Origin of the sequence: Bradyrhizobium septentrionale (assembly GCF_011516645.4) — a bacterium.
Lineage (GTDB): Bacteria > Pseudomonadota > Alphaproteobacteria > Rhizobiales > Xanthobacteraceae > Bradyrhizobium > Bradyrhizobium septentrionale.
Genome location: NZ_CP088285.1, coordinates 5,258,417 through 5,275,752 on the forward strand (window position 1 = coordinate 5,258,417; position 17,336 = coordinate 5,275,752).

A 17,336-nucleotide genomic window follows, 5' to 3' on the forward strand; every position below is an offset into this window, starting at 1 on the left:
CGGCGCGCGCCCGGTGCGACGCCGGCAACACCGCGGCGGCTCGGCGCTCGCCGTGGCCGTGTCAGGTACCAAGGAGATGAACAACATGCAGACTGGTTCCACGCTACACGACGACCGAACTGGCCTTTCCGCGCTCGGCGGATTGGGCGCGCAGGCGCGCGGCGCACCCGGGCTGCTGCCGGAGATCTGGATGCAGGACGGCGCAAAGCGGGTCGAACAGGCGCTGGCGCGTCTTCTCTGCGCCGAACACGACGGTGAGACCGAGCTGATGGCGGCGATGCGCTACGCCACCTTGCATGGCGGGAAGCGCACCCGCGCCTTGCTCTGTCTGGCTGCCGGCGCACTGGCCGACACGCCGGCGCACATGCTCGACGACGTCGGCGCCGCCATCGAAATGATGCACGCCTGTACCCTGGTCCACGACGACCTGCCCGCGATGGACGACGACGTGCTTCGCCGCGACCTTCCGACCGTGCACGTCAAGTTTGGCGAAGCCACTGCGATCCTGGTCGGCGATGCGCTGCAGGCGCACGCCTTCCTGACCCTGGCGAGCCTGGATGCGCCGGGCGACAACCGTATCGCGCTCGTGCGCGAACTGGCGCAGGCGGTGTCCGCCGAGGGGGCCGCAGGCGGGCAGGCCATGGATCTGTCGCTGGTCGGAAAGCACGTCGAGCTGGACAGGATCGTGGCGATGCACCGGATGAAGAGCGGCGCGCTAGTGCGCGCGTCCGTTCGCATGGGCGCGCTATGCGCCATCGCGGAGGATGCCGCGCACGCTGCGCTGTACTGTGCGCTCGATCGCTACACCGCCTGTTTCGGCCTGGCGTTGCAGGTGGTCGACGACATTCTCGACGCGACAGCGGATACCGCGACGCTGGGCAAGACCCCCGGCAAGGACGCGGCGGCGCAGAAGCCGACCTGCGCGTCGATCATGGGGCTGCAGGCAGCTCGCCACTTCGCGCTGGATTTGTTGCGCGACGCCGGGGAGGCCATCGCCCCGTTGGGGCCGCGTGCGGAACGGTTGGCGCAGATGCTGCAGCGGGCCAACGCGTATCTGTTCAAGCACGCGCCATGCGCATGAGCGCGCCCGTCCGCATGGAGTCGCCCCTGTGCCGCTGCGATCGGCGGGCGGCAGCAGTGCACGCTGCACTGTGTCCGAGTCCGCGGCGCCGATCGCAGCGGTTGCCCAGCACGGCTGCGGCGCACGTGGCGCGCTGCGCGCAAGCCTATGCGGCGGACCGGCATCGGGGCGCGTCGCCGCGCCGGAGCAGGGCGGCCGTCCGGCGCTGCCCATGCGCCGGGCCTGCGGATACGTGCGCGGCGTCTGCCCGATCCTGGTTCTCGTCAACCGTCTGCAGAAGGAACATCCCGCGTGAACTCGCTGTCCGAACAGATCCTTTCCGAATTGCGCCACCTGCTGAGCGAGATGAGCGACGGCGGCAGCGTCGGTCCGTCCGTCTACGACACGGCGCGAGCTCTGCAGTTCCACGGCAACGCCACTGGTCGGCAGGACGCATACGCGTGGCTTATCGCACAGCAACAGGCCGATGGCGGATGGGGAAGCGCGGACTTCCCGCTGTTCCGCCATGCGCCCACGTGGGCGGCGTTGCTGGCATTGCAGCGTGCCGATCCTTTTCCTGGCGCTGCCGACGCAGTCCAGGCTGCAATCCGGTTCCTCGAGCGCCAGCCCGATCCCTACGCGCATGCGGTGCCGGAAGACGCGCCGATCGGCGCGGAGTTGATCCTGCCGCAGTTGTGCGGCGAGGCCGCATCCTTGCTGGGCGGCGTGGCGTTTCCGCGCCACCCGGCGCTCTTGCCGTTGCGGCAAGCGTGCCTGGTCAAGCTGGGGGCGGTGGCGACGTTCCCGAGCGGCCATCCGTTGCTGCACTCCTGGGAAGCCTGGGGGACGTCGCCGACCACCGCATGCCCGGATGATGACGGCAGCATCGGCATCAGTCCGGCGGCCACCGCCGCGTGGCGTGCGCACGCCGTGACACAGGGGAGCACGCCGCAGGTCGGGCGTGCCGACGCGTATCTGCAGGCGGCATCGCGGGCGACGCGCAGCGGCATCGAAGGTGTCGTTCCCAACGTCTGGCCGATCAATGTGTTCGAGCTATGCTGGTCGCTGTACACCCTGCATCTGGCCGGGCTGTTCGCGCATCCCGCGCTCGCCGAGGCGGTGCGCGTGATCGTCGCGCAGCTCGACGCTCGCCTGGGCGTGCGCGGTCTAGGCCCGGCCTTGCACTTCGCGGCCGATGCGGACGACACCGCCGTTGCGTTGTGCGTCCTGCGCCTTGCAGGCCGCGACCCGGCGGTCGATGCGTTGCGCCATTTCGAAATCGGCGAGCTGTTCGTCACCTTCCCCGGCGAGCGCAATGCCTCGGTGTCGACCAACATCCACGCCCTGCATGCGTTGCGACTGTTGGGAAAGCCCGCCGCCGGCACCAGCGCCTACGTCGAGGCCAATCGCAACCCGCACGGTTTATGGGACAACGAAAAATGGCACGTTTCGTGGCTGTATCCCACCGCGCATGCGGTCGCTGCGCTGGCGCAAGGCAAGCCCCAGTGGCGCGACGAGCGCGCGCTGGCGGCGCTGCTGCAGGCGCAGCGCGACGACGGCGGCTGGGGCGCCGGTCGCGTGGCCACATTCGAGGAAACCGCCTATGCGCTGTTCGCGTTGTACGTGATGGACGGGAGCGAAGAGCCGACAGGGCGCCGGCGCATCGCGCAGGCGGTGGCGCGTGCGCTGGAGTGGATGCTCGCCCGCCATGCGGCGCATGCATTGCCGCAGACGCCGCTGTGGATCGGCAAGGAACTGTATTGCCCCACCCGGGTCGTGCGCGTGGCCGAACTCGCCGGGTTGTGGCTGGCGCTCCGTTGGGGGCGGCGCGTCCTGGCCGAGGGAGCAGGAGCGGCGCCATGATCCAGACCGAACGCGCGCTGCAGCAGGTGCTGGAATGGGGGCGTTCCCTGACCGGGTTCGCCGACGAGCATGCCGTGGAAGCGGTCAGGGGCGGCCAGTACATCCTGCAGCGCATCCACACGAGCCTGCGCGACACCAGCGCCCGCATCGGCCGCGATCCGCAGGACGAAACGCTGATCGTGGCGTTCTATCGCGAACTGGCGCTGCTGTTCTGGCTCGACGATTGCAACGACCTTGGCCTGATCGCGCCGGAGCAGCTCGCCGCGGTGGAGCAGGCGCTGGGGCAGGGCGAGCCGTGCGCGCTCCCCGGATTCGAGGGCTGCGCTGTGCTGCGCGCTTCGCTGGCCGCGCTCGCCTACGATCGTCGCGACTATGCTCAGCTTCTCGACGATACCCGGTGCTACTGCGCGGCGCTGCGCGCCGGACACGCGCAGGCGGCAGGGGTGGAACGCTGGTCCTACGCCGAGTACCTGCACAACGGCATCAATTCGATTGCCTACACGAACGTGTTCTGTTGCCTGTCGTTGCTGTGGGGGCTGGACATGGCGACCTTGCGTGCGCGTCCGGCGTTTCGCCAGGTCCTGCGGCTCATCTCCGCGATAGGGCGCCTGCAGAACGATCTGCATGGACGCGACAAGGACAGGTCGGCCGGCGAGGCCGACAACGCGGTAATCCTGCTGCTGCAGCGCTATCCGGCTATGCCTGTGGTGGAGTTCCTCAACGACGAGCTGGCCGGCCATACGCGCATGCTGCATCGGGTGATGGCGGAGGAACGCTTTCCCGCGCCGTGGGGACCGTTGATCGAGGCCATGGCGGCCATCCGCGCGCAGTACTACCAGACCTCGACCAGCCGCTACCGCAGCGACGCTGCGGGGGGAGGCCAGCGTGCGCCGGCCTGAACGCGCGGGAGGGCGGCGGCGTGCGCGCGCTGCCGTCGGTCCGATCCGACGCAACGCCGTCGCCCGATGCGACGGATGGAGCGAGCATGAGCGACGCCGCCCTGAGCCGGCGCAAGGACGACCATCTGGACATCGTGCTGGATCGGCGAACGGCGCCGGCCACGGTCGCCGCCGGCTGGGAGTACATCCGTTTCGAACCTGCGCATTGCCCGAGTTGGACCTGACGCACATCGACCTGCGCGCTACGCTGCTGATCAGTTCCATGACCGGCGGCATGCCACGCGCCGAGGCCATCAACCGGCATCTGAGCGAGGCAGCGCAAGCCTTGGGGATCGCCATGGCGTCGGTTCGCAGCGCGTGAGCCTGCAATCCCGCAACTCCCAGGGGCTGACGCGCGCGCTGCGCCGCCTGGCCCCAGACGTCCCCCTTGCTGGCCAATATCGGCGCCGCGCAACTGCGCGAGGCCGACGGCCTGGACCTGGCGCGCCGGGCGGTGGATGCCGACGGACGCATCGTCCATCTCAATCCGCTGCAGGAAGCGGTACAGCCGGAGGGCGACCGCGACTGGCGCGGCGTCCTGGCGCAGATCGCTCGCGCCGCGCGCAGCGTGGGCGTGCCGATCGTGGCCAAGGAAGTGGGGTCGGGCCTCTCCGCCTCGGTGGCCTGTGCGCTCGTCGAGGCGGGCGTGGCGGTGATCGATGTCGCCGGCGCCGGCGGCACCAGTTAGGCCGTGGTGGAGGGCCAGCGCGCCCGCGATGCCGCCGACCGTGCGGTGGCGATGGCGTTCGCCGATTGGGGGATTCCGACCCCGGCCAGCGTGCAGGCGGTACGTCGGGCCAACGGTGAAGCTGATCGCGTCGGGCGGGATCCGCGACGGCGTCGACGTGGCCAAGGCCATCCGCCTGGGCGCGGACATCGCCGGGCAGGCGGCCGGCGTGCTGCGCGCGGCTACGGTATCCACTGAGGCGGTTGTCGCGCATTTCGAGATCGTCATCCGCCAGTTGGCCGTCGCCTGCTTCTGCACCGGCTCGGCTGATCTGGCGGCGTTGCGTCAGGCGCGCTTGTTGCCCTCGGTGCATCTGCCCGCCGGTTGATGCCGGCGTCGCCCGCACGTGGCGGCGGGCGCCTAGTCTTACTGAGTCAGAAAGTCGCGGATGCGGGGGATTCGCGCTGGTCGCGGATTTGTTAGGGTGCTGCTTCGTGATCAGCGAAGCGCCCCGCCATGCCCGACTGGACAGCCGAGAGTGAAGCCGCATTCGACGCCTATGTCGATGCCCGATGACGCGCTGGCGCCAGCGGCTCGGCGAGGAGCAGCTCGTCGCGCTGATCCAGGAAAGTCTGTCGGTTGCACACAAGACTGGCGCCATCGGCGCTAAGGACCTGGAGCGGGTGGTAGTCGATATCACGGTGCAGCCCAAGGCGCCGTTGCGCATCCGACCGACGCGCGGCTGATGCATCGGGCCATCACCAAGCTCGTCGGGCTTGCCAAGCGCAACCGTGTGCTGCTGCAGAGCCATCTGCGCCTGGCGAAGCGCGCCGCCATCATGGTCGGCCGCTATACCCACGCCCATCAGTTCAAGCGCGCCCGGTGCCAACTCAAGTTCCTGCGGACGCGGCTTGGCCGGATCATCCGCGACATCCGCCGCAAGATTGATGGCGATGCGGTGCTGGAAGCTCGCTTTGGCCCGCTGCTCGATCTGGCGCAGCGGGTGCGTACCCAGGATCAGCATCAGCGCGGCCCCAAGGTCTATGGTAAGCGCTGTTCAGCGGCCACCTACCGGTTGACGGGGCGATCTGCGAGTCTGCGGTTTGTTTGAACCGTTAGGCTTAGAATGGACACAGTGCATAGTGCTATCACGGAGCCGGTGAGGCGGCTTGAGGTCTTCACTGGAGCCGGCCGTCGGCGGAAGTGGAGCGACGAGGACAAGGCGCGGATTGTTGCGGAGATCGTTGCGAGCGGCGACTCGGTCTGTTCGGTAGCGCGACGGCATGGATTGTCGCCGCAGCAGTTGTTTGGCTGGCGCCGTCAGTTGCGAGAAGCTGCGGGCGGTCATTCCGAAGTGGAAGAAGTACAGTTTGTGCCGGCGGTGGTGGATGCCGTAGTGCCGGCGTCCGCTCTTGGCCGTGAGCGCAAAGCGGTGCGCTGCAAGGCCAAGACGGATTCCGGGATCATCGAGATCGAAGTTGACGGCATCACGATCCGGGTCGGTCGTGGTGCCGACCCAACAATGATTGCGTCGATCGTCCAGGCGCTGAAGGCGAGCCAGTGATCGGTCCGTCGGGTGCGGTCCGGGTGATGGTGGCGACTAAACCGGTAGACTTCCGCAAGGGAATGGAGGGGCTTGCTACCCTGGTGCGCGAGAGCATGGGGGCTGACCCATTCTCGGGAGCTGTCTATGTGTTCAGGGCCAAGCGGGCGGATCGGATCAAGCTGGTGTTCTGGGACGGAACGGGTTTGTGTCTGTTCGCCAAGAGGCTGGAGGATGGAATCTTCCGCTGGCCGAAGATCGAGGACGGTGTGATGCGTCTGTCGGCGGCGCAATTGTCGGCGCTGCTGGAGGGGCTCGACTGGCGGCTTGTGCATGAAGCACGGGCGACGCCGGCGCCAACACAAGCGGGATAGTTGTTGGCGGTGCTGCGGCGAAGTGAATCAGGAGCGTCGGACGCGTCGCCAGTTGGCGGCGAATATGCTCTGAATTGGGTGTGAGCGACGCCCTGCCTGACGATCCCGAGACGCTGAAAGCGATGCTGCTTGCGGAGCGGTGCGAGAGCGAACGGCTGCGTCAGATCATCAAGGAATTGCAGCGGCATCGGTTTGGCCGGCGGGCAGAGACGCTGCCTGAAGATCAGATGCTGCTGGGCCTAGAAGACGTCGAGCAGGTGGCAGCGTACGGCGAGACGGCGCAGGACGTCAGCGCACCTGAAGGCCGTGAGGTGCAAGCCGGTAGGCGCCGCGTCAACCGTGGCGCCTTGCCGGCGCACCTGCCGCGGATCGAAGTCGTCGTCGACATCGAGGACAAGACCTGTCCCTGCTGCCAGGGCGAGTTACATCGGATCGGCGAGGATAGAAGCGAGCGGCTGGACCTGGTCCCGGCGCAGTTCCGGATCCTCGTTACCCGGCGTCCCAAATACGCCTGCCGCGCTTGCGAGGACGGTGTCATGCAGGCGCCGGCCCCGGCCCGGTTGATCGAGGGCGGACTGCCGACCGAAGCAACCATCGCCCAGGTTCTGGTGTCCAAATATGCCGATCACCGTGTGTCCTGGAACACACCAACGAAAGGAGGTGTGGAAGCTGCGTGAGAGATGAGGGCGGGCCCCTCGGAGCCGACGATCAGGCGTTGGCTTCAAACCGCCGCGAGCTGCTGTCGTAAAGAGCGATGGTAGTGAGCGTCGCGGAAAAGGCGGGCTTCGACCCGTCAGGTGAGATCCAAGGAGACGAGCGAAAGCAAACCGCCGATGAACTGCCGAAAGCATATTGTCGACGTCAAAACCCGAGCTGGTGGTCGCCCGGGGATTAGTGCAGGCGGAGTCCTGAAGACCGGCCTGTGCGGCGTCCGGCTCGAAGGCGGCGTGAACTTGGATCAGGCTCTTACGTGGAACAGGAGAACCTGTCGTTCCGATGCTAAGGAAGACGGTCGAGCGGGCGAACCCTGCGAGATCCAGCGTACCGATGCGGGACACAGGGGCAGAACGGTTCGTAGTAGGGATGAAGGCGCCGTAATGGCGCCGGACCGAAGGGGCCGTGGCGTTCAGCTCTCGGCTGCGGCCAACCGGTGACGGGAGGAGCCGTATGACGCGGGCAAAGCCGTTCGCCATCCCGAAGCGGGAGGTATGGGAAGCCTTCAAGAGAGTGAAGGCCAACCAAGGAGCGGCTGGAGTTGACGGGCAGTCGATCGAAGAATTTGAGAGCCGGCTTTCGGCCAATCTCTACAAGCTCTGGAATCGACTGTCCTCAGGCAGCTATATGCCGCAGCCGGTGCGCCGGGTGGACATCCCGAAGGCGAATGGTGGAACGCGGCCGTTGGGAATCCCCACCGTCGCCGACCGTATTGCGCAAGAGGTTGTTCGACGCCGACTGGAGCCGTCGCTGGAACCTATTTTCCACGCCGACTCCTACGGCTATCGCCCCAAGCGCTCGGCAGTCGATGCTATCCGGGTGGCGCGTCAGCGGTGCTGGCGCTCCGATTGGGTGCTCGACATCGATATCAAGGGCTTTTTCGACAGCATCGATCACGAGCTGCTCCTCAGGGCTGTGTGCAAGCACACGGATTGCGCCTGGGTTCGGCTCTATATCGAACGCTGGCTGAAGGCGCCCGCGATGCTCGACAATGGCAAGCTTGTCGCGAGGGAACGGGGAACGCCACAGGGCGGTGTCATCTCGCCGCTACTCGCAAACCTGTTCCTGCACTACGCGTTCGACATCTGGATAGAGCGGGAGATGCCTGGCATATTGTTCGAACGATATGCTGATGACATCATCTGTCACTGCCAGACTGAACGTGAAGCGCTGAGGTTGTGGCGTGCTGTTGATGAACGGTTCGCCGCCTGCGGTCTGGTCCTCCATCCGCAGAAGACCAAACTGGTCTACTGCAAGGATACCAACCGAAAAGGCGAATACGGATGTATCAGCTTCGACTTCCTCGGATACACGTTCCGTCCGAGGCTGGCGAAATGGCGGGGCGGCCTCTATGGGGTCTCGTTCTTGCCGGCAGCAAGTCCGACGGCGCTGAAGGATATCCGGCGTACGTTGCGTAATTGGGGCCTTCAGCGGCGCAGCGACAAAGTGCTGCACGATCTCGCTCGGATGTTCAATCCCTGCATCCGGGGTTGGATCGGCTACTACAGCCACTTCTACAAATCTGCTCTCTATTCGACGATGCGTCGGATAGATGCGCATGTCCTCAGATGGGCGGCTCGCAAGTTCAAGCGCTTTCGTCAGCGTCCCCGTGACGCTCGGGCGTGGCTGGCGCGGTTGGTCCGGGCTCAGCCCGAACTCTTCGCTCATTGGCCGCTTCTCTATGGCCGAGGCCGAACGCTGGGAGCCGTATGAGCCGAGAGGTTCACGTACGGTTCTGGGAGCGCGCGGGGGTGAGATTCCCCCGCGCGACTCGCTTGCCGCTCTATCGGCAGGCTCAGATTTACGCCCGCCAGGGCATTGAGCTCGATCGTTCGACGCTGGCGGACTGGGTGGGACAAGCAGCCTTCCACCTGCGTCCGTTGCATGAGCGCCTCCTCGGCAAGCTCAGGCGACGGCCAAAGCTGTTCGCCGACGAGACGACGATGCCGGTGCTCGATCCCGGCCGAGGGCGCACCAAGACCGGTCAGCTCTGGGCCTATGCAGCGGACGACCAGCCATGGGGCGGCGCCGATCCGCCGGGCGTCGCCTATGTCTATGCTCCCGATCGCAAAGCCGACCGACCAATCGCGCATCTGGCAGGCTTCAAGGGGATCCTGCAGGTCGATGGCTATGCTGGCTATGGCAAGCTGGCCGAGCGTGGCGACGTTCAGCTTGCATTCTGCTGGTCCCACATGCGGCGTAACTTCTACGAACTCGCCGCCCCCGGTCCCGCGCCCATTGCGGGCGAGGCGCTCAAGCATATCGCCGAGTTCTATGCCATCGAGAAGGACATCCGTGGCCGTAGCGCCGAGGAGCGCTGTCTCGTTCGGCAACAGAAAAGCCGACCGCTGGCGGAAGCCTTCGAGCAGTGGCTCCGCGCAAAGCTCGCGTTGATCAGCCAAAAGGGCAAGCTGGCCGACGCCATCCGCTATGCGCTCTCACGCTGGGAGGGCCTGACGCGCTTTATCGATGATGGCCGTATCGAGCTCGACAACAACGCCGTAGAGCGCTCGATCCGTCCGATCACGCTCAACCGGAAAAATGCGCTGTTCGCAGGCTCCGACGGTGGTGCCGAGCACTGGGCTATCATCGCCTCCCTGGTCGAAACCTGTAAGCTGAACGATGTCGATCCGCTTGCCTACTTGACCGACGCGCTCACCAGGATCGTCAACGGTCATCCGAATAACGAGATCGATCACCTGCTGCCGTGGGCCTATTGCCGTCACGACCTCAAAGCTGTGGCCTGAAAACAGCGCTTACGGTCTATGCGTTACATGCGCCGGAGGTCGAGTGCATCGGCAAGGCGAAAGCCCGCGCGCCTTACGAGTTCGGCTGCAAGGTCAGTATCGGCCCCCGTGACGTCCCCGAAGGGCGGACAGTTCGTGCTCCATGCCAAGGTCCTGCACGGCAATCCCTTCGAAGCCAATTCAGGCGGTCGCCTGCTGACGTCGGCGGCCCCCACCCATCAACAGGGTGCATCGCCATGGCAGGCGCAGCCGATGATGCAGGCGAGCGGGCACGAAGATGCCACGGCGCCGCATGCGGTCGCGACGTACGTCGGAGGCGCCGCTGCGCAGCACAGCGCGCCGCAGGGAGTTGTCAGTCGGCCATTGGTCCTCCCGGGAGGTTACGATCAGGACCTGCGTTTGATGGTGGAAGACGGCCCACCGTGGTCCGGGGTTCCCCCTGAGCAGGCGCAGGAGATAGTCCAAGCTGGAGAGCAGGAACCTGCCAGGTCCACCTCGACCTGGTCGCCGCAGATGCCGCTCAACTTTGATTGGAGTGTGGCCGACCCTGGAAGCAGCGTCAGCGCCCGCTGCCAAGGCTCGCTCAGACTCCTACGGCGGTCTTGAGTCTTTTGTTGATCTGAATGCGGCCACGCCGTCCGAATCACGCGACGATGCTAATTCTGTACGGCCGTTTCCGAGCAGCTCCGCTGATGCTCAGATCGGGGCTTTAGGTCCGACAGCCTCGTCCCACGGCCGCGGGCTGGTGCTCGAGGACACGCCTCACCGATGAGAAGCAGTATTTTGTCTCTGAATCTTCGGTCTATCGGCTGTTGACGGCGAAGCGCGCAGTGTCCGTCGTCAGATAATTTGAGACTAATCAGGCTTTTCGAGAAGGGAGGCTCTGGCTCATCTGTTGTTGGAGTTTAAGCGGCCTGCAGTTGGTGCTGCAAGCGGCGGTTTGCGATGGTCTCACGCTTGATGCGCTGTCGTTCGGTTAGGATGGTCTCGGCTCTGCCGAAGTAGACGTCAGCCGGGGTCAGGTTTTTGATGCTCTCATGATAGCGGACGTGGTTGTAATGCTCGACGAAGGCGCCGATCTGCCGTTCGAGGTGGTGAGGTAGATAATAGTTCTCGAGCAGAATGCGGTTCTTCAGGGTCTGATGCCAGCGCTCGATCTTTCCCTGGGTTTGGGGATGATACGGAGCGCCGCGCACGTGCTGCATGCCCTTGTGTTCGAGCCACCTGGCCAGATCGTCCGCGACGTAACTCGAACCATTGTCGCTGAGAAGCCTCGGCCGGTGCGCGACGGTGATGTGGTCAAGGCCGGAGGCCGCGAGTGCCTGGTCGAGTGTGGCCGTGACGTCGGAGGCACACATCGTGGGACCAAGCCTCCAGGCGACGATGTAACGCGAGAAGTCATCGAGCACGGTCGACAGGTAGTACCAGCCCCAGCCGGTGATCTTGAGGTAGGTAAAGTCGGTCTGCCAGAGCTGGTTGATGGCGGTGGTCTTGTCCTTGAACTCGTTCGCCGCCTTGATCACCACATAGGCGGGGCTGGTGATGAGGTCATGCGCCTTCAGCAGCCGATAGACCGATGCCTCGGAGACAAAATACTTCCGTTCGTCGGTGAACCGCACGGCCAGCTCGCGCGGCGACAGCTCGGGCAGCTCCAGCGCCAGGTCGATGATCTGGCCCCGCACATCGTCGGGGATGCGATTCCATATCCGGTCAGGTCGAGACCGGTGGTCAGCCAGCGCCTCGACGCCGCCATCACGATAGCGATCATACCATCTATAAAACGTGGCGCGTGGGATCCCGAGCTTGTCCAGCGTGCGCTTGGCCGGCAGGTGCGACTGCTCGACCAACTGGATGATCTCGGCCTTCTCGGACGCAGGATATCTCATGCCTCGTCCTCCCCATCCCCGTTCATGCTTTTTTTGAGTAGGCGGTTCTCAAGGGTGAGGTCGGCCACGACTTCCTTCAATGCGGCCGTCTCACGACGGAGATCCGTCACCTCGCCGGAGGTCGCCGCACGCGCCGTATCGCCCGCCAGGCGGCGCTTACCGGCTTCGAGGAACTCCTTCGACCAGCCGTAATACATTGAGGCGGCAATGCCCTCACGCCGGCAGAGCTCGGAGATGTTCTCCTCGCCCCGCAGTCCTTCCAGCACGATGCGGATCTTCTCTTCCGCCGAATACTGCCGGCGGGTCTGGCGCCGAATGTCCCTTAGTACCTGTTCTGCCGGCGCTTTGCCCGGTCCGGATTTCTGCTTCATCTTCGCTCCTGGTGGCTACGATGAACCAGAAATCCTCCCTCCGCAAAATCCTTCAATTTGTCTCACACGCCCTGACGGCAAACACGTGCCCGTGCGCGAGAAGACGAACGAGACCTCGTCCAGGGTGCTTATCTGACGCTCAATGAGAAGCTGCATCCTCTGCGACTGTGCGAGCGCCGTGGACGGCACGCGCTTCACCTCCATGACGATGTTCTTCTCGTCGAGGGTCGGGGTGAATTCCTGGCCGAGACGCGTGAACAGGAGCGCGGCGCCGACGAAGAGAAGGCCGGCAGCGGCCACCACGGGGAGCGGTCTTGCGATCGAGCCCGCGAGGAGCGGGGCGTACCAGCGCTTCAGCGTTCGGACGATGACGTCCTCGCGCTCCATGACGCGTCCGCGGACCGCGATGGCGATCGCCGCGGGGACGAACGTCAGCGACACCACGAAGGCCACGGCAAGGGCGATCATCACGGTGAGCGCCATCGGCTCGAAAGTCTTGCCCTCGACGCCGGAGAAGGCGAGCAGGGGCGTGTAGACCAGTATGATGATGATCTGACCGAACACGGATGGACGGATCATCTCGACCGCGGACGCCGTCACGGTGTCCAGACGCTCCTGCAGCGACAGCGCGCGGCCGAGCTCGCGTTGGCGCTCGGCGAGGTGCCGGAGGCTGTTCTCCGCGATGATGACGGCGCCGTCGACGATGAGGCCGAAGTCGAGCGCACCGAGGCTCATGAGGTTCGCGCTGATCCGCCCATGCAGCATCCCGCTCGCGGTGACGAGCATCGTGACAGGGATGACGAGAGCGGTGACCAGCGCGGCGCGGAAGTTGCCGAGCAGGACGAAGAGCACGGCGATCACCAGGAGGGCGCCTTCGGCGAGATTCTTCGCGACCGTTTGGATGGTGGCGTCGACCAGTTGCGTGCGGTTCAGGACCGTGTGGGCGTAGATACCCGTCGGCAGCGTCCTGCCGATCTCCTTGATCTTGACGTCCGCCGCGGCTGCTACGGTCCGGCTGTTGCCGCCGATCAGCATCAGCGCGGTGCCGAGCACGACCTCGCGCCCGTCGACGCTCGCACTGCCGGTCCGGAGCTCCTTTCCGATAGCGACCTCGGCGACGTCCCTGACGCGGACCGGCACGCCGCCACGTGTCGCGACGACGATGGTCTCGATGTCTTCGAGGTTTTCGACTCGGCCGGCGGCGCGGACGACGTACCCTTCGCCGTTCTGCTCGATGTAGTTCGCGCCGCGGCTGGCGTTGTTGGCCTCGATCGCCTCGATGATCTGTTTTAGGGATAACCCGTAGCCGACGAGCTTCGCCGGATCCGGCTGCACCTGGTACTGTTTGACGAAGCCGCCGCTGGCGTCCGCGCCGGCGACGCCCGGCACGGTCTTCATCTGAGGCCGGACGATCCAGTCCTGAACGGTCCGAAGGTAGACGGTGCGCTGGAAATCGTCGGTCAGCCGCTCGCCCTCTGGAGTGAGGTAGCTCCCATCGGTTTGCCAGCCGGGCCTCCCGTCGCGGATTGGTGCGGACGCGCCCGGCTTTTCGTACTCCACCGCCCACCAGTAGATCTCGCCGAGGCCCGTTGAGACCGGTCCCATCCGGATGTCGACACCGGGGGGCATATCGGTCTTGGCTTCGTTGACACGCTCGGAGACGAGTTGACGCGCGAAATAGATGTTGGTCCGGTCGGCGAAGACGGCGGTGATCTGCGCGAAGCCGTTGCGCGAGAAGGAGCGCGTCGATTCCAGACCGGGCATGCCGGCGAGCGCCGTCTCCAGCATGACGGTGACTTGCTTCTCGATCTCGACCGGCGTCATGGCTGGGGCCACGGCGTTGATCTGCACCTGGACGTTGGTGACGTCGGGCACGGCGTCGATCGGAAGCTTCGTCAGCGACCAGAAGCCCGATGCAGCCGCGGCCAAAGCGATCAGCACGACCAGCCATCTCCGGCGGATTGAGAATTCTACGATACGTTCGATCATCGCTCAGTCCTCGTCACCGGGCTTGGATACCTCCGCCTTAAGCGGGAACGTGTTCGAGGCGGCTACGGTCTCGTCGGCAGCCAGGCCAGAGACGACCTCGACGACCGGTCCGTCTCGTCCGCCGAGCACGACGTTGCGGGCTTCGAAACCTTCCTTGGTCCGGACGAAGACGGTCTTGCGCCCATAGAGGGTCTGGAGTGCGGCAAAGGGGATGGTGACCGCCGCATCATGCCTTTCGACCGCGATCTTCGCCGTGACGAAGGAACCGGGACGCCATCGACCGCCTGCATTGTCGAGCGAGACCACGACGCGGGCCGTGCGGGTCTCCTTGTCCAACAGGGGGGTGACGAACGTGATATTGCCCGAGCCGGTCTCAGTGATCCCGCGCACGGCCACGGCGACATCCTGGCCTTCCCTGACCAGGGGCAGGTCTGTCGCCGAGACCGCTAGGTCGACCCAAACGCGGCTGAGGTCGACGATGACGAAGAGCTCGGTCTCCAGACTGTCCCGTCCGACGGCGGTGCCGAGCTCCACCTTTCGCTCGACGATGCGTCCGGAGATAGGGGCGCGGACGTTCTGGCTGCGCAGCGTCCCGTCCGGTGCCTGCGGCAGCCCGGAGACCTCCGCATCGCTGACGCCGAGCGCCGTCAGCTTCTGACGAGCGATACCGAAGCGCATTTCGGTCTGCGCCGCCGCGTTGCGCGACTTGATGTACTGCTGCTCGGGGACGGCGCGGCCTTCCCACAGCGATTTGTCGCGCGCCGTGAGGTCCTGCTGCAGTTCATTCGAGAGTTTGGCGGAGAGGTACTCGCTCTTGGCGTCGGCGACCTCGCGGCTCTCCAGAACGCCCAGGACTTCGTCCTTCTGAACGTCGTCGCCGATGTTCTTCCGCAGATCAGCGACGGTTCCGGACACTTTGATCGAGACATGCGCGACCCGCCCTGCGTCGGGCACGATCGTGCCCGGCACCGTCAGCCGTCTGGCTATCGAGGCAGGTCCCGCCTGACGGAGTTCGATGCCTGACAGCCTGATGCGTTCATCGTCCATGACGATGACCGCGGGTTTCGCGGAATCCGACTGTGCCCAGGACGGCACAATGGTGCCGGCTACTGTCGCAAGCGCCGCGACGAGAATCATGCAGGCCGTCCGTATACCCGGGACCATCTTTTGCTTCCTACAGGTAGCGCGAGATCGCCTTGAACTCGGCGAGGACGCTCTTGGTCGACTTGCCCGATCTACCGTTGGCGGCGGCGTCCAGGCAGTTGTCGACGTGATCGTGGATCAGGGTTTTCTTCGCCTCGGCGATCGCCTTCTCGACGGCGTGCAGTTGCTGCGCGAGGTCGAGACACGGCCGGCCTTCGGCGAGCATCGCGATGACCTTTTGGAGATGCCCGTCGGCCCGCCTCAGCCGTTTGACGATCTCCGGATGACTTTCGTGGACGTGATCCTTGCTCATGGTCCCATATCCTATCCTATGGGAGGGGAGGGGATACTTGAAGTCAGCGGGGGGCAGGCGCGGCACGGCAAATCGACGCGGCAGCCGGTTCAGATCATCAATTCCTCACGTTGCTGGTCTTGCCTGCGCTCTACGCTCTCTTTTTGCAAGAATTTCAATCCCGTATCCGTCGAGCCGAGGTGCAAAATCGGCGCGCCGGCGCTGGCGGGTGAGAATGTTCGCATTCTTGCGATTTGCGCAGCCGCCCTTGCTCTGGGACAGATTCCGGTGTGAGGCCCGCGGTAGCTTGGCGAGCGAGCGTCCGTGGGCGGCGGAACATATCGACGACCTACGCAGCCGGTCTTGAAGTGAACCATGGCGCGTCAAACCAGTTCTTCCGGTGGGACCGGACCAGATTCGTGTTCTGATCCGCAACGTCGTTGGCCAGATAGGCGGCGGCATACTGAGAGCGAAGGAATCAGGTCTAATGACCAACGACGGGACGGGCGGCCATATCGCCGCCGATGAACATCGGCATGTCGACGACAACCATGACCACCGGCTTGAAAATGCCGCCGACAATGATCATCATGGGCATGGTGGCGCTGGTCACGTTCACGCGCCGGCGAGGCGTTCGCCATCGGCGTTACCCTGAACACCGCGTTAGTCGCGGCCGAAGCGGTATATGGTTTTCTTGGGAACTCCACCGCGCACATGGCCGATGCGGGACACAATCTGAGCGACGTGTTCGGTCTGCTGGTTGCTTGGGGCGCATCGATCGCCTCGAAGCGGCCGCCCAGCGGGCGGTTCACCTACGGGCTCCGGGGATCCTCCATTCTAGCGGTACTCGCGAACGCGATCTTCCTGCTGGTGGCCACCGGCGCGATCGGGTGGGAATCGATACAGCGTTTCCGGGATCCGGAGCCGGTTGCCGGCTACACCGTCATGGCCGTTGCCGCGATCGGCATCCTAATCAACGGGGCCACCGCTATGCTGTTCGCCAGCGGCCGCAAGGGCGACATCAATATCCACGGGGCCTTCCTGCACATGGCGAGCGACGCTGCCGTGTCGGCGGGGGGCGTGATCTCGACGGCTCTTATCCTATGGACCGGCTGGCTGTGGCTGGATCCTGCAATGAGCCTCGTGATCTGCGCCGTCATCCTATGGAGCACGTGCGGCTTGTTGCGGAACTCGGTCGGAATGTCGTTGAGCGCGGCCCCCGCAGACGTCGATCTTGACGCAGTGCGGACGTTCCTGAGCGGCAGACCGGGCGTTACGGAAGTCCACGACTTGCATGTATGGCCGATCAGCACGACCGAAACCGCCATGACTTGTCACTTGGTCATGCCTTCCGGTCATCCTGGTGACGAATTCCTCATGGAATGCAGCCGGGCAATGAAGAAGTCCTACAACATCGGCCACGCAACGCTGCAGATCGAAATCAGCGACAACAACGAGTGCGCGCTGGCGCCGGATAACGTGGTCTAAACTAGCCATTCACTTGCCAACTGTGGCGCGCCGCGGCTGCCGCTCCAACATAGCGCTCAAGGCGCGAGTAGAGCGGACGGCCCGAGCACCAAGGCTCAGCTCCTTTGGTACCATGTTGTTAGCCCGCCCTATTCGTGAGAGTGCGTTTTTTTTGGTCCGATTGATGTGGCCGCACATCTGCTCTGACGAGGCGCGCGGGATTGCCTTCGGCTTTTCACCGCCTGACGATCGGTACTTTGCAACGCGCTTGAGGTGTAGGTT

Annotated in this window: 10 protein-coding genes and 8 pseudogenes; 14 read left to right on the forward strand and 4 right to left on the reverse strand. The window is 65.0% G+C overall.

From position 1 onward, the window contains the following. The first annotated feature begins 85 nt into the window (after nt 1-85). The 13 genes and pseudogenes from HAP48_RS26845 to HAP48_RS50890 form a co-directional block, all read left to right on the forward strand. Entirely contained in the window at nt 86-1,081 is a 996-nt protein-coding gene (locus HAP48_RS26845; RefSeq protein ID WP_029084610.1) for a polyprenyl synthetase family protein, read from the forward strand. 70 nt (nt 1,082-1,151) lie between these two features. Further along, complete coding sequence (locus HAP48_RS26850) at nt 1,152-1,376, forward strand: hypothetical protein (protein ID WP_029084609.1); 225 nt, start codon at nt 1,152-1,154, stop codon at nt 1,374-1,376. Further along, nucleotides 1,373-2,923, forward strand: coding sequence for a hypothetical protein (locus HAP48_RS26855; protein ID WP_029084608.1), 1,551 nt, complete (start codon nt 1,373-1,375; stop codon nt 2,921-2,923). Before HAP48_RS26850 ends, HAP48_RS26855 begins: the two co-directional genes overlap by 4 nt. Then, complete coding sequence (locus HAP48_RS26860) at nt 2,920-3,822, forward strand: terpene synthase family protein (RefSeq protein WP_029084607.1); 903 nt, start codon at nt 2,920-2,922, stop codon at nt 3,820-3,822. Before HAP48_RS26855 ends, HAP48_RS26860 begins: the two co-directional genes overlap by 4 nt. Nucleotides 3,823-3,908: 86 nt before the next feature. Next, nucleotides 3,909-4,916, forward strand: a pseudogene (fni, locus tag HAP48_RS26865) (type 2 isopentenyl-diphosphate Delta-isomerase). Nucleotides 4,917-5,091: 175 nt separating this feature from the next. Next, nucleotides 5,092-5,573: pseudogene (locus HAP48_RS26870) on the forward strand (IS5/IS1182 family transposase); the annotation flags it as partial. Between the two features lie 81 nt (nt 5,574-5,654). After that, the gene (gene tnpA, locus HAP48_RS26875) at nt 5,655-6,092 is read left to right on the forward strand and encodes an IS66-like element accessory protein TnpA (RefSeq protein ID WP_166208712.1); all 438 of its coding nucleotides are present in this window, start codon (nt 5,655-5,657) and stop codon (nt 6,090-6,092) included. After that, nucleotides 6,089-6,445 carry an IS66 family insertion sequence element accessory protein TnpB gene (tnpB, locus tag HAP48_RS26880; protein ID WP_092304020.1) on the forward strand — a complete coding sequence of 119 codons (357 nt, stop codon included), beginning with the start codon at nt 6,089-6,091 and terminating at the stop codon, nt 6,443-6,445. The genes tnpA and tnpB overlap by 4 nt, the downstream gene beginning before the upstream one ends. 122 nt (nt 6,446-6,567) lie before the next feature. Further along, nucleotides 6,568-7,074 (forward strand): annotated as a pseudogene (locus HAP48_RS26885) (transposase domain-containing protein); the annotation flags it as partial. Between the two features lie 538 nt (nt 7,075-7,612). Continuing rightward, the gene (ltrA, locus tag HAP48_RS26890) at nt 7,613-8,872 is read left to right on the forward strand and encodes a group II intron reverse transcriptase/maturase (protein WP_166208709.1); all 1,260 of its coding nucleotides are present in this window, start codon (nt 7,613-7,615) and stop codon (nt 8,870-8,872) included. Nucleotides 8,873-8,925: 53 nt separating this feature from the next. Then, a pseudogene (gene tnpC / locus HAP48_RS26895) lies at nt 8,926-9,906 on the forward strand (IS66 family transposase); the annotation flags it as partial. Between the two features lie 14 nt (nt 9,907-9,920). Then, nucleotides 9,921-10,089 (forward strand): annotated as a pseudogene (locus tag HAP48_RS26900) (IS5/IS1182 family transposase); the annotation flags it as partial. After that, nucleotides 10,081-10,639: pseudogene (locus HAP48_RS50890) on the forward strand (hypothetical protein); the annotation flags it as partial. The pseudogenes HAP48_RS26900 and HAP48_RS50890, both read left to right, overlap by 9 nt. 172 nt (nt 10,640-10,811) lie before the next feature. On the opposite strand, the gene HAP48_RS26905 reads toward HAP48_RS50890, so the two are convergent. From HAP48_RS26905 to HAP48_RS26920, 4 genes and pseudogenes are all read right to left on the reverse strand, one after another. Beyond that, nucleotides 10,812-12,163 (reverse strand): IS3 family transposase gene (locus HAP48_RS26905; RefSeq protein ID WP_166208706.1). Its coding sequence is split into 2 segments (ribosomal slippage): nt 10,812-11,827 and nt 11,827-12,163, totalling 1,353 coding nucleotides; the frame shifts between segments, so codons are not numbered across the junction. Between the two features lie 84 nt (nt 12,164-12,247). Next, nucleotides 12,248-14,152, reverse strand: a pseudogene (locus HAP48_RS26910) (efflux RND transporter permease subunit); the annotation flags it as partial. Between the two features lie 3 nt (nt 14,153-14,155). Continuing rightward, on the reverse strand, nt 14,156-15,289 hold the full coding sequence (locus HAP48_RS26915) for an efflux RND transporter periplasmic adaptor subunit (RefSeq protein WP_224496615.1): 1,134 nt from the start codon (nt 15,287-15,289) through the stop codon (nt 14,156-14,158). A gap of 37 nt (nt 15,290-15,326) precedes the next feature. Then, a complete protein-coding gene (locus tag HAP48_RS26920) occupies nt 15,327-15,608 on the reverse strand; it encodes a metal-sensing transcriptional repressor (RefSeq protein WP_029084808.1) in 282 nt (93 codons plus the stop codon). Between the two features lie 466 nt (nt 15,609-16,074). Between HAP48_RS26920 and HAP48_RS26925 the strand changes: the two are divergent. Further along, nucleotides 16,075-17,075 (forward strand): annotated as a pseudogene (locus HAP48_RS26925) (cation diffusion facilitator family transporter). Nucleotides 17,076-17,336: the final 261 nt, after the last annotated feature.

What these genes read in the sequence shown, in the direction of transcription:
- HAP48_RS26845 (WP_029084610.1), top strand. Translation starts at nt 86, where the DNA reads ATGCAGACTGGTTCCACGCTACACGACGACCGAACTGGCCTTTCCGCG.
- HAP48_RS26860 (WP_029084607.1), top strand. Translation starts at nt 2,920, where the DNA reads ATGATCCAGACCGAACGCGCGCTGCAGCAGGTGCTGGAATGGGGGCGT.
- tnpA (WP_166208712.1), top strand. Translation starts at nt 5,655, where the DNA reads ATGGACACAGTGCATAGTGCTATCACGGAGCCGGTGAGGCGGCTTGAG.
- ltrA (WP_166208709.1), top strand. Translation starts at nt 7,613, where the DNA reads ATGACGCGGGCAAAGCCGTTCGCCATCCCGAAGCGGGAGGTATGGGAA.
- HAP48_RS26915 (WP_224496615.1), bottom strand. Translation starts at nt 15,289, where the DNA reads ATGATTCTCGTCGCGGCGCTTGCGACAGTAGCCGGCACCATTGTGCCG.
- HAP48_RS26920 (WP_029084808.1), bottom strand. Translation starts at nt 15,608, where the DNA reads ATGAGCAAGGATCACGTCCACGAAAGTCATCCGGAGATCGTCAAACGG.